At 47.6% G+C, this 12,602-nt stretch carries 13 protein-coding genes; 10 read left to right on the forward strand and 3 right to left on the reverse strand.

Annotated elements, in window-relative coordinates; translation table 11 throughout:
* From PMI05_RS03400 to PMI05_RS03410, 3 genes are all read left to right on the forward strand, one after another.
* On the forward strand, positions 1–1,673 hold a 1,673-nt coding region (locus tag PMI05_RS03400; RefSeq protein WP_007717247.1), incomplete at its 5' end, for a CotH kinase family protein.
* On the forward strand, positions 1,670–2,404 hold the full coding sequence (locus PMI05_RS03405; RefSeq protein WP_007717248.1) for a polyphosphate polymerase domain-containing protein: 735 nt from the start codon (positions 1,670–1,672) through the stop codon (positions 2,402–2,404). The genes PMI05_RS03400 and PMI05_RS03405, both read left to right, overlap by 4 nt.
* A gap of 22 nt (positions 2,405–2,426) precedes the next feature.
* Positions 2,427–3,113 carry a DUF4956 domain-containing protein gene (locus PMI05_RS03410; RefSeq protein ID WP_007717249.1) on the forward strand — a complete coding sequence of 229 codons (687 nt, stop codon included), beginning with the start codon at positions 2,427–2,429 and terminating at the stop codon, positions 3,111–3,113.
* Between the two features lie 67 nt (positions 3,114–3,180).
* On the opposite strand, the gene PMI05_RS03415 is transcribed toward PMI05_RS03410, so the two are convergent.
* The 3 genes from PMI05_RS03415 to PMI05_RS03425 all read right to left on the reverse strand — a co-directional run bounded on the left by PMI05_RS03415 (position 3,181) and on the right by PMI05_RS03425 (position 6,204).
* The gene (locus tag PMI05_RS03415; protein WP_007717251.1) at positions 3,181–4,575 is read right to left on the reverse strand and encodes a DUF4832 domain-containing protein; all 1,395 of its coding nucleotides are present in this window, start codon (positions 4,573–4,575) and stop codon (positions 3,181–3,183) included.
* 32 nt (positions 4,576–4,607) lie between these two features.
* Entirely contained in the window at positions 4,608–5,759 is a 1,152-nt protein-coding gene (locus tag PMI05_RS03420; protein WP_007717253.1) for a response regulator, read from the reverse strand.
* Positions 5,760–5,889: 130 nt separating this feature from the next.
* Positions 5,890–6,204, reverse strand: coding sequence for a thioredoxin family protein (locus PMI05_RS03425; protein WP_007717255.1), 315 nt, complete (start codon positions 6,202–6,204; stop codon positions 5,890–5,892).
* Positions 6,205–6,417: 213 nt separating this feature from the next.
* Here PMI05_RS03425 and PMI05_RS03430 point away from each other — a divergent pair, with 213 nt between their 5' ends.
* The 7 genes from PMI05_RS03430 to PMI05_RS03460 all read left to right on the forward strand — a co-directional run bounded on the left by PMI05_RS03430 (position 6,418) and on the right by PMI05_RS03460 (position 12,535).
* The gene (locus tag PMI05_RS03430) at positions 6,418–6,873 is read left to right on the forward strand and encodes an A24 family peptidase (RefSeq protein WP_007717257.1); all 456 of its coding nucleotides are present in this window, start codon (positions 6,418–6,420) and stop codon (positions 6,871–6,873) included.
* Positions 6,874–6,969: 96 nt separating this feature from the next.
* Entirely contained in the window at positions 6,970–7,800 is an 831-nt protein-coding gene (locus PMI05_RS03435; protein WP_007717259.1) for an SAF domain-containing protein, read from the forward strand.
* Between the two features lie 3 nt (positions 7,801–7,803).
* Positions 7,804–8,961 (forward strand): AAA family ATPase, encoded by a 1,158-nt coding sequence (locus PMI05_RS03440; protein WP_007717261.1) that lies wholly within the window; start codon positions 7,804–7,806, stop codon positions 8,959–8,961.
* Positions 8,962–8,989: 28 nt separating this feature from the next.
* Positions 8,990–10,378 carry a CpaF family protein gene (locus tag PMI05_RS03445; protein WP_007717263.1) on the forward strand — a complete coding sequence of 463 codons (1,389 nt, stop codon included), beginning with the start codon at positions 8,990–8,992 and terminating at the stop codon, positions 10,376–10,378.
* Positions 10,356–11,282: a type II secretion system F family protein gene (locus PMI05_RS03450; RefSeq protein WP_007717264.1), complete on the forward strand. Its 927-nt coding sequence runs from the start codon at positions 10,356–10,358 to the stop codon at positions 11,280–11,282. The genes PMI05_RS03445 and PMI05_RS03450 overlap by 23 nt, the downstream gene beginning before the upstream one ends.
* Positions 11,283–11,286: 4 nt before the next feature.
* Positions 11,287–12,222: a type II secretion system F family protein gene (locus PMI05_RS03455; RefSeq protein WP_007717265.1), complete on the forward strand. Its 936-nt coding sequence runs from the start codon at positions 11,287–11,289 to the stop codon at positions 12,220–12,222.
* Positions 12,223–12,322: 100 nt separating this feature from the next.
* Positions 12,323–12,535, forward strand: a complete 213-nt coding sequence (locus tag PMI05_RS03460; RefSeq protein WP_007717266.1) for a hypothetical protein — start codon at positions 12,323–12,325, stop codon at positions 12,533–12,535.
* Positions 12,536–12,602: the final 67 nt, after the last annotated feature.

Genomic DNA, 12,602 nt, shown 5'->3' on the forward strand with positions numbered 1-12,602 from the left:
CGGCTGGTTGTACGCAGGATGCGCCTGAACAGCCAGTGTCAGACAACCCGCCAGCAACGAGTCAGGTGGCGTCAACTCAGCAGATGAATGAGGGTCTGCTTGAGAATAGAAGCGTATACGATCAGGATGTTGACGGGAGTATCGTCCATTTATATGTGACAGTAGTCAACGAAGAAAATTCGAAACTGAAGACGACCACCTTTACGGAACTCAATCTAGCTCCTAGCGGACGGAATGAAAAGGGAGAAGATCTCCAGGCCAAAGTCATTATGCAGGAAGGGACGGCTGAGGGGCCAACCCAGGGGCACTTTGGTTTTGGCGAGTCGAGAGCGAACGGAACGATTGAGCTGCGGGGGGAATCGAGCAGAAGAGCGGAACAAAAATCGTACAAAATCCGTTTGTTCGACAGCGCCGGATACTGGCGGGATCAGCGCAATATCAACTTAAGCAAGCACAAGTCTGACATGACGCGTGTTCGACAAAAGCTTAGCTTTGATTATTTCGAGCAAATGCCCAATATGACCAGTTTGCGGACGCAGTTCGTTCAAGTGAAAATCAAGGATATGACCAAAAAAAATCCGGACCGGGACTATGTTGATTACGGTTTGTTCACTCAAATTGAACAGCCGAACAAAACATTTTTGCAGGCGCACGGATTGGACCGAAACGGAAATTTGTACAAGGCAATTGATTTCGAGTTCCACCGTTACGAGGAACAACTCAAGCTGGCAACTGATCCTACCTACGATAAGAAAGCCTTTGATAAAATTTTGGAGATCAAGGGCAGCGAGAACCATGAAAAGCTCATTTCGATGCTGGACGATCTTCACAATCCTGCGATCAATACGCAAGACTTTTTGGACAAGCATTTTGATCGGGAGAACTACTATACATGGCTGGCATCCAACCTGTTGATGGGGAATCACGACACGGCTGTTCATAATTTTTACTTGTACAGCCCTAGCAACTCCAACAAGTGGTATTTCCTACCGTGGGACTACGACGCATCGTGGGGATTTTTTGAAGAAGAGCTCAAGCGAAGCCCGGAAAAAGGGCTAGGACAATGGCAGTTTGGCATTTCCGACTACTGGGTGTCGAATTTGCATCGCCGCATCTTTAAAGATCCTGAAAACATCAAAACGCTAAACGAAAAGGTTGAGGAAGTCAGCAAGATCATTACGAAGGAGCAAACGGAAAAATACTTGAAGAGCTATTATCCGATTGTGAGCAAATATGTGCTGCAACAACCTGATTTATATAATTTACCGTTGGATGTCTCCTATTTTCACAATGAGCAAGCACTTCTCTCTGGTGAACCGGAGCGTAACAAAAAGAGGTATTATGAACGCCAAGAGAATCCGATGCCCTTTTTTATGGGGGAGCCAAGAAAAGAAGGAGATAAGCTCATTTTTGCCTGGGACCATTCCTATGATCTGCAAGGTGACGATTTGACCTACGACTTTGCCGTCAGTTACGATCCTGCGTTTACGAAGATACACGCGCAGGTCAAGGGGCTGACAGGGGTCCAATACACCATAAACGATCCGGGTAAAGGCCGCTTTTTCTGGCGCGTGATTGTTCGGGACAGCAAAGGGAACGCACAGACGGCATTTGACAGGGTAGAGTCCGAGGATGCGCTTTATCATGGGGTGAAGGAGTTCGTATTGAAATGAAAGGAATACAGAGCACGGGCATCCAGCTCGGCAACAAGCGATTGAGGCATGAGTTGAAGTATTATCTTCGGCTGAGTCATTATGAGCCGCTGCGACAGAAATTGCGCCTGATCGCGACTCCTGACCCTTATTCTGTAAGTGAGGAAGGGTATCATATTCGTAGCTTGTACTTTGACGACTTTCACGATACGGCTCTCTATGAAAAAAACTACGGGGTTTTTCAAAGAAAAAAGTATCGCATTCGCATCTACAACAAAAGTGATGCAGTCATCAAAATGGAGCGAAAGAGCAAGTTCGGAGGATACATTTGCAAAGAATCAGCGTCGATCACGCGGGATGAATATGAACTGATTTTGGCAGGCGATGTTGAGTTTCTGCGAGAGACGGAAAGTGCTGTGCTACGAGATTTTTATTTATCGTGCAAAAATCATCTGTTTCGGCCTCGCGTCATTACGGATTATGTTCGAGAGGCGTATTTGGTGAGAGAAGGGAATGTCAGAATTACGTTTGATAAGTATTTGAAGGCAAACGTCAATTCACTCGATATTTTTGACGAAAACATCATGATGGTCAGAGCTATTCATCAGCCCATGATGATCATGGAAGTGAAGTACGATCAATTCCTGCCGTTCAATATTAGACATTTGCTACAAAACCTGAGTAATCAGCGATCGGCTATCTCCAAATATGTCATTTGCAGAGAGGAGACCAAAAAATACTATAATCTTTAGTGTGAGGAGAAGTCGGGAAACTATGGATACTACCAATACGATTAATTTTCAAGATATCATCAAAAAAAGTGTCTTAAAAATGGATCAATTCGCCAGCATCTCGATCATTGATACCATCATTGGGCTTGTGCTGTCGGGATTGATAGGTTTGTTCATCTACTATATTTACAAAAAGACGTTTCGCGGTGTCGTCTATACACATACCTTTAACATCACGCTAGTGGCAATGGCGATGCTTACTTGCCTGATTATCATGACGATTAGCACCAATATCGTGCTCTCTCTCGGGATGGTCGGCGCGTTGAGCATCGTGCGGTTCCGTACTGCCATCAAAGACCCATTGGATATTGTTTTCATGTTTTGGTCGATTTCGGTAGGTATTGCGACGGGAGCGGGTGTGTACCCGGTTTCCGTCCTGGGATCACTGGTGGTGGCGGCTGTCATTGTCGTGTTATCCAAGCGGCAAATGAAAGATGTTGCCTATCTGCTCATTATCAACTATTACGATCAAGCCAATGACGGGGTTAAATACCAGTTGAACAAACTGAAATACGTCTTGAAGTCAAAGACCGTACACAAAGAGATGGTGGAATTGATTGTGGAAGTCAAAATCAAAGGAGATAATACGGCATTTGTTCAAGATATTTCAGAGGTAGAAGGTGTGAAAAACGTATCATTGGTAAGCTACGATGGCGATTATGCACCATAATGATTAGAAGAAAAAAATCCCTTTCTGACTCCTTTACAGGTGGTCAGGAAGGGATTTTTTTGATGGATCAGTCTCGTACTTGAACCGCACCCAACGTATATCTTCCGTCCGAGCGTTTGCCTTCCATAGCAAATTGAATGCCCGGCTTTTCTGTATGGGGATCGAGGATCGCTACACAGAGGGTGTATGTTCCTTCTGGAAGATCATCCGGGATTTCCAAGCTTTGCTTGACGGTTTTCTTGCCGGGTAGCCATTTGCGGATGTCTTCATCCGTGTTGGTCTTGGCTACGATCTTGCCATCTTCATCCGCGAGTGACAGCTCGAGAATCCACGGGAAATAAAAAGGAGCAACACCGCGGTTTTGCCAATCCATCGTCACAGCGAGGCTGTCTCCGGGCTCGACTGCTTTGGCATGTGTCTCTTTGGTGATGGAGAAGCGGTAGCCAATCGTGTTTAAAAAGCGGTCCAAATATTCTTGTTGCTCGCCGTCGTTTTCGAAACGTGCGGGTGTATTCGGGCCAAGCCAGCTAATATGCGAAGCTTTGGCTTGTGAGATTACCTGGTTAATCGAGGAGCGAGTAAAGTAGCTTGTCAATGAGTTGGATGGAGAGAATTCTCCGCCGCTTGGCGCATACTTCCAAAAGTCGGGCATGGCAGGCATTTTTTCTTTGGTCAGCCAGGAGACGTAGCCCTTCTGTATCCAGGACAGGTAGCTGTTTGTATCTTCTTTGTTGCCGAACATGTCGTTAAACAGCCCCAGTTTGTACTCCTTGGCAACTGGGTGTGGTCTGCGCATCAGCAGCATGGAATCAGGGAAGTTATCTAGATACGGTTGTACGTACTGATCCGTGATTTCTGTTGCAGGGAAAGGAATTGACGTATCGGTGTGCCATTCTCCCCAGTGACCGACGCTTCCCAGTTGTATGAAAGCAATACGGGGATCGTCCTTGTAGCGCTCTCCCAGAGCGTCAATCAATTCTTTGTGGTACTTGATGATCAATGGATTACTGTAGTTGGGACTGTAGCCTTTGCCATAGTCGTTTCGATACCACTCGCCATCATCAAAATGGTCATTGTCCCCACCGATCTCGTTGTATAGCCAATCCGGTATCTCCATGTCCGATTTTTTATCAGGAAGATCCATAACGATGCGGAGGATGAACTTGACATCTTTTTCTGTCCATTCTTCAAACCGGATTGCATCTTCGACCTCATCAAAAGCATAATCCCCTTTGGTTGGCTCAAGTATCCTCCAGGTTAGATTGGCATAGACGAGGGTGTGTTCTTGCTCATTATTACTCGTCCGTGAATCGGGAGCCAGTCCCATATAAGGGTTTTGTAGTACGTCTTGGGATTGCTTTGGCGAATAAGTCGCCGTTCCATAACTGGAGGCGGCGGCAGAGGAAGGTAGAATGCAAAAAGCAGCGAGAAGTACGCTGTATAGACCACTTCGGATCTTCATGAGTGCCCCCTAGATCTAGTGAGAGAGTATCATTACTTTTGTTCTGTCTCCTGTTTCCATATGTGATACCACTTGGTGATATGTTCGTTTACAGTAGAGCCGAGTTCAATCTCCCATCGAGAGGTCAAGAGTTGATACTGCTCTTCTACAGCCGCATGATCGTCCAAGGAAGCGTACAACTGCATCAGGAACATGTAGCTATCCTCTTCAAGCGGGTGCAAATGCAGAATGCGCTGATTGACGTTGATCGCCTCTTGTACTCTGCCGTGGCCCAAATAGAAGCTGCTCATTGTTTTCGCGAGCTGCAGCCACATTCTACGGAGTCTTTCGCGCTCATATTCAGCCCACAAATAGTCGTAATCTCCGAAGTAATCGCCTGTATACGCAGCGAGCACTCGTTCATGCTCCTCCCTACTGGCAAGTGAAAGAGGAGGCAAGTGTCGCAAGCGATTTTCCCATTCTTCCACATCGATCGCAGCTGAATCGATCGTCAATCTATAGCCGCCTTCTAAATTGCCTTTGTTGATCGATATCGTTTGGAGACCATAGCGTTTCAAGGTTTGCCGGATGAGGTAAATCGTCGTATATAGCTGGGTCACGCCTTTGCTTCCATCATAGTCCGGCCACAAAAGCTCGATAATCGAATCCTTGTCGATCATCTTGTTGCGGTGATGCAACAAGTACGCAAACAGCTCGCGGGCTTTATTCGTTCGCCACTTGATCTCTTGCGGCTCCTGATTCGACTGGTGAAACAAAATACTATTGAAGCATTGGATGGAAACGACTGATTCTTCTTTAACAGGCTCGGCTTCTTGCGCGGACTTGATTCTCTCACGCAGACGGTCCATTGTCTTTTGCAAGCGTTGAAGTTGTACGGGCTTCATGATGTAATCCAGCGCGCACAGCTCAAAAGCATCAACGGCGTACTTATCGTACCCTGTGACAAATACGATTTCTGGGGAGTTATCGATTCCTTGCAGACGTTCTCCGATCTCCAGTCCACTGATGCGCGGCATATTAATATCTAAAAATACGACATCTGGTTGAAGGGATATTGCTTGGTCGATCGCTTCGAGAGGATTGGTGTAGGCTCCGATTACCTTAACGCCGCCAACATCTTTTTCTAGCAATCGTTGCAGATGCATCAAGGGTAGTTGCTCGTCGTCTACCAATAAGGCTCTCATCCACTGTCTCTCCTTCAAAAATCGATAAAATGCAACAGATTGTCTTACGAATCTGATTTATCCATACTCTCTACTCTATCATCAAAAGAGAGGTTATCCAAACCTTTACAGTGGCAGGAAATGTGAATTTTTAGCAAGTGATGGAGGTCAGAACACGCTCTAGCTCGTCAAATGATACAAACCGGGCTTGCCGAAATACTTCCTTTCCGTCCATAAACAGCAGGATCGCCGGAGCAGTAAATACGAGAAACTCACCGGAAATGTTGGGTATTCTCTCCATAGATACCACCATACTTTTCACTTGTGGATACTGTTTCAGCAGTTCTATCGTTCTTGCGTAGGTGACATCGCAAACACCGCAGTTTGCCGTTTTTATAAACAACAGACTAGTCGGATGACGTTCAATCTCTGCAAGTAGTTCAGTCAGTTCGAGATACTCCCGCACGGTTCGGTACTCCCACCTTTCGTCGCCGTATTTTTCTACTAGAATAGCACAAAAAAATGTTTGCCTCATGAAACGACAACGGATGTAATCTCCGAGGCAATGAAAGCGCTTTTCCAAAAAACATCCAAAAAAATTGGATATTCTTGCAACAAATTTCCCTATTATACAGTCTGTAATGGTGAAATTTTCCTCAAAAAGCAGGAAGGAGGACATATGGTGTTATCTTGGTATGTCATCATTCCCATTCTTTTCGTAATGGCAGTCGCTATGTATACTGACCTACGCCGCCGTCTCATTTACGACTGGCTGACGCTTCCGGGAATTGTATATTTTCTCGTTCTGCATGCATACCTTCATCCAGAGAAATGGCTGACTTATGCGATGGGAGTTATTGTGCTGGGAGGAATTTCATTACTTATGGCGGTGATCAGCAACGGTCAGATGGGTGGAGGAGATATTAAGCTGCTCGCTCTGGTCGGCGCAGCGGTTGGATGGCAAGCAGGGTTGGTCGTGCTCATGCTTACGTATTTGCTTGCGGGAGCTAGTGTGCTTCCCATGTGGGCCATCGCCAAAATGACAGGCAGGATGAAGCTCGGGCGAGATATTCCGTTGGCTCCATTTGTTGCGGGTGGGACCAGTCTCATGCTGGTCATAATCATGTATTCCTAGTGCCTTTCTCATAAGTTTTGAGGTTTGGAATATTGGCAATAAGACGACAAAGTATGAACATGAATGGATTTTTCGAAAAAGAGAGGGAATCTTCTGATGTTGGAATCAAAACGTAGGGCAATCATTTTCCTTGTACTATCGTTCCTACTTGCTGCACTTGCGGGCTTTCTGTTTCTGCAAAAAATCAAGGATTTGAATGCACAACTGGGCGAAATGGTGGAAATATACGAAGCAAATGCAGATATTCCATCTCGGGCACTGATTCAACCCGACCAATTGACGGTAAGGGAAATCCCAAAAAAGTACGCGGATGATTCGTACGTCATCGATAAAGCCAGTTTGAAAAATCAAGTCACGATCGTTCCCTTGTCAAAGGGAGACATCATTACGAAAAACATCATGAAGCCAGCCAATGTTGTAAGGGACCAGAACAACAGGCTCGTGACAGTGTTTTCATCGAGCAATATCGTCTTCGATCAGGAGCTGGAGGCGTTAGATCGGGTGGACATCATCATCTCGCATGAGGTGAACGGGAAGCCGGTGACAGAAGTGTTCATGAAAGACGTGCCAGTCGCCATGGTGGCCAAATCGGAGAACAGCTTCAAGGGGGTAGCTCTCGAGCTGCCGTTCCAAGAAGCGCCGAAATTCATTCACCAGCAGCATTATGCCCAGATGGTTCGCATTTTGAAAGCGAATGTGGGCAAAGGAGACTTGGGTATTCCCGATCCGTTTGTGGAGCCCAATCCGGAACAGACAAAACCGCCTGGCAAACCTGCTGAAGCGAAGTCTGCGACACCGCCTGTTACACCACCAGCAGCAGGGCAGCCGGCAGTACAGACACCACCGACAGTTCCGGCCCAGCCGCAAACGAAACCAACTTCGGTACCACCGCAGCCAACTAATCAACCACCGAAAACCGGAGGGTAAGTCATGAACAAAGATATGAAAATTCTCGTCGTTGCGGATTATGACTCTGTAAAAGACATGCTGAGGGACATTCTGACTCCGTATGAGCAAGTACGCTACACGACTTCCAGCGAAGTGAAAAAAGAAATTGACCGGATTGGACCCGATGTCGTTTTGCTTGTGCAGCCGGAAGACGGAGCAGGAGTAGAGCTGGTGCAGTACATACAAGGCGAGCTTCCGGAGGGTATCCTCATTTATCTCACGGAAAGACAGGACTTTATCCTGCTGCGAGATGTTGTCCGCGCAGGTGCGGTGGAATACATCGTGATGCCTGATGAGCTCAACCTGTTATCCGATCGTCTCGACAAAATATCAGATTTATCCCAGATCAAACAGAGAAAAAAGGGCACGGATGCATCCGGCAAAGCTTTCGTGCGAGGTCGGGGAAAGGTGTACTCCTTTTACAGTGGAAAAGGAGGAAGCGGACGAACCCAACTGGCAACGGGCTTTGCGCAAGCATTGAAGCTGGAATCTACGGCTAGCGTGCTGCTGATCGATCTCAATCTCCAATACGGTGGAATCGAAACCTTTTTGTCCTTTGACAACAACCGTACATTGGGCGATCTTATGCCGGTTATGGACGAAATCAACGAATTTCATATTCGCAATGTGGCCCAGAGGGAGAACCATTCCAAGCTGGAGGTGCTGGTCAGCCCGCGAGATGCCGAGACGGCGGAGAATATGTCCGAGGCATTTGTCACCAGGTTGATCCGCGCTAGCCGCCGCAGTTATGACTTTGTGATTATCGACCTGCCAACGCATATGAACGAGCTTACCTTTGCCGCTTTGTCAGAGTCGGACATGATTTATTACGTGATGAATCTGGACACACCGTCCGTTCAAATTTACCGACTCGTGGAAGACTTGTTCCGACGTCTGCGCATTGATACCGCAGGCAGGCTCGAAGTGGTCGTCAATCAGGTGGGAAGGGATAACGAACTGAATGTGTCTGATTTGAAAGGGTTATTCACCGCACCGATTACCGCTGAAATCAGCAGAGATCATCAAGGAGTACAAGCGGCTGTCAATCAAGGCCGACCGTTGCAAAAGGAAGCGAATGAGAAGAAGCTCTCCCCTGCTGCGAAAGACATCCGAAAATGGGTACTCAAGAAACTGTCATAAAGAGCAAGTTCAAAAAGGTGGGAGTTAGATGGCTTTATTCCGACGAAAACAAGAGCAGACAGCGCCAGGGGATGAGGCAAAGCAGACGACACTCGCTGCCACATTAGCAGCTCCTTCTTTCAATCCGTACATCGACGAGCTGGCTGAGCACTACAAGACCCGACTCTTGCGGGAGACCAATCTGGAGAGACTGACCAGCCTTCGTTCAGATGAGATGCGCCTCGCAATCGAACGTCTCGTCTCCCAATACATGTCGGAAGAAAAAGTAGTCATTCCGCGAAATGAAAAGGATATCCTGCTGACTCGACTGATTAATGAATCGGTAGGGCTTGGCCCACTTGAACCGCTGCTTGCCGATCCAGAAATCACGGAGATCTCAATTAACGGACACAATCTGGTGTACGTCGAGAAACGAGGACGGCTGGAATTAACCGATTTAAAATTTCGCGACGAGGAACATTTACGGCATATCGTGGACCGGATTGTGGCACCGCTTGGACGACGAATCGATGAAAGCTCGCCGATGGTCGACGCCCGTCTGAAGGATGGAAGCCGCGTGAATGCCGTCATCCCTCCGATCAGTCTCAATGGCACACTCGTTTCGATCCGTAAATTTCGCAAAGAGCCACTCTTGATGGATGATCTAATGCAATTTGGTTCTTTCAATGAAGCGATGTCTCAGTTCATTCAAGCCGTGGTGGAAGCCAAAATGAACGTGCTGATCTCGGGTGGTACTGGTAGTGGTAAAACGACGCTGCTGAATGCGACAGCAAAAGCCATTCCGCACTATGAACGTGTCATTACCATTGAGGATTCGGCCGAGTTGAAGCTGACTCACCCCAACTGTATTGGGATGGAGGCACGCCCGCCCAATATGGAGGGAACTGGGGAAGTCACGATCCGTCAGCTCGTGCGAAACTCCCTGCGAATGAGGCCAGACCGCATCATCGTCGGGGAGGTACGGGGGCCAGAGGCATTCGATATGCTACAGGCCATGAATACCGGGCATGAAGGATCGCTTACCACCGTCCACGCCAACTCACCACAGGATGCCTTCAATCGTTTGGAAGGGATGGTCGTCATGGCCGGGATGGATTTGCCCTCTACGATTGTCCGTGAATATATCGTCAGTGCGCTGGATATCATCGTCCAGGTCACACGCCTGTCAGACGGAACACGTAAACTCGTTTCGATATCGGAAGTAGCAAAGACGGAAGACAAACGGGTGGAGGTCAACGAGATTTTTCGTTTCCAGCGGAAGGGGATCGGCGCGAAAGGGGAAGTCCTTGGCTACTTTACGGCAACCGGAGTAATCCCACGGTGCTTGGAGAAGCTCCAAGTTTTTGGAATCCATCTGGATGAATCCATATTCAGGGCGGAAGGAGGGAAGCAGCGTGACCATGCCTATTCTGTTTAGTCTCGCGGTGTTGTTTGGCATCTGGGGCATCTACGAGTATCTCGGTTATCGGGCCAAGAAGACCGAATGGAAAAAGAAAGCGGAAGAATGGTTCGAGGTGAAGGGAAAACGAAAAAGCGTCGTCATCGTTTGGGGAGACAAATTTGACCAGACGCCCTATGCCAAAGAAATCCAAAAAAAGCTGATCAAAGCGAACTTCCCGCTGGCTCCCTCAGAGTTTTACGGAATTTTGATCGTAGGTACCATGGGGCTCGCCTTCTTGCTCAGCAATATCGTGAATATTTCTTTTCCTTTTAACATCATTATCGGTGCAGTGGTGATGTATCTCATACAGAACGTGCTGTTCTTTGTCCGACGCAACAAGTACCAGGAACGATTGAATGAACAGCTGTCCGAAGTGTGTCGCCTTTTGGCCAACTCGCTGCGTGCGGGTCTTACGCTTTCGCAGGGTATCTCACTGGTAGCCAAGGAGATGAATTATCCCGCTGGTGATGAGTTTAGTCGCATGGCGCGTGAGCTACAGCTAGGCGTCAGCTTTGACCGGGCGCTCTCTGACATGGAAAAACGAATACCGACGCGAGAATTCCGTATCTTTACTGCTACCCTGCTGATTCAACGGCGTGCAGGGGGGAATTTGAGCCAGGTGCTGCAAGAAATGGCGGAGACATTGGAGGATCGTCGCATCGTGAATCAGGAAATCAAGACGATGACGGCGGAACAGCGATACGTCTCTATCTTGGTGCCGATCATGCCAATAGCCCTGGTGCTGATGATGAACATGATGAACAAAGGCTTCATTGATCCGTTGTTTTCCGGATTTGGTCTTTTTCTTCTGGGGTTGTTTGTAATCGGAACTCTCCTGTCCTATATCCTCGTAAAGAAAGTGACCAACATAAAGGTGTGAAAACATGGATGCTCTCATAATTACATGCGTGTTCTTGTTTCTATTGCTGTTTGCGATCTGTCTGAAGGAGTGGTATCGCTACTCCATCGAGAAGCAAAAACTGCTCGCACATGTCCATGAGATGAGCGGGCACAAAAACTACGGTGTACGCAAGCAGGAAACCTCATCCGAGCGTCTGGTCAAACGATTGCTTCGGTATGGAGATGACTATGCTGTCATGGGGCAGCGCATCAATTTTTTCAGTGAGTCACATGAGGTTGAGGATTGGTTGCTAAGGGCTGGGCGGCCGCTAGATTTGACCGTCGCCCAATTCCAAGGGGTCAAAATTTTCATGGCTCTGCTCGGCATTATTGCCGGCACGCTGTTTTTCATTCTCCGCTTTCCCTTATCGCATCTAGGTTTGATCGCCTGGCCGTTGATTGGCTACTTTTTGCCCATCCTTCTGTTGAAGAAAAAAGCGCGCGATCGTCAACATCAGCTTCGCTATGACCTGCCTGAATTTCTCGATACCGTAAGCGTGACTCTTCAGGCGGGGGTGAGTCTCGATCAGGCTTTGCGTGAAGTCATCAAGTTTTTTGATGGGCCGCTTCGGGAAGAGTTTTCCCGATTCAATCAAGAGCTGGATCTCGGTGTACAGAGGGAAAAGGCGTATGAACAATTGCTGCGACGCAACGACAATCCGGAGTTTCAAATGCTGATCAAAGCGCTCATTCAGGGGATGCGCCTGGGGGTGCCGATTGCCGTCACGTTCAAGGCACAGGCGGAAAACATGCGGAGAATCCGCAAAGAGCTGATCAAGGAAAAGGCGGCCAAGGCGTCGCCAAAAGTAACTCTGATCACCACGTTTGTCGTGACTCCTACAGCGATTATCCTGATTGGCGGTTTGATGGTATTGAATATTTTGGAGAACTTCAGTTTGTTCTCCGACATCATGCCATGATCCATGGCCTCACTTTTAGGAGGTGATGCCCGTCAGCGAGATGGGAGTGCACAGTTCTTTATTTATTCATCATCCAAATAATGAGGGGAGTAGATTTTTCATGAAAAGCATGATGCTGAAATGGTATGCAAAAGGTCAAGGAGCTCTGGGAAACGAAAAAGGAGCGCAAGCAATTGAGTGGATCGCATTGGCGGGTGTGGTGATCGCTGTGTTTGGAGCGGTGATTACTTACTTTAATGGTAACCCGGCACTTGTTGGCGAATCGATTGGGGATACGCTTAGCAATATCATCAAAAAATTAGACGGAAATTAATCAACAATTGAATGCTTTTTTGTTGATGAGCATATGGAAAAGAGGTGGTGAAGGAATGGTTCTTCAC

Source organism: Brevibacillus sp. BC25, from assembly GCF_000282075.1.
In the GTDB taxonomy this organism is placed as follows: Bacteria; Bacillota; Bacilli; order Brevibacillales; family Brevibacillaceae; genus Brevibacillus.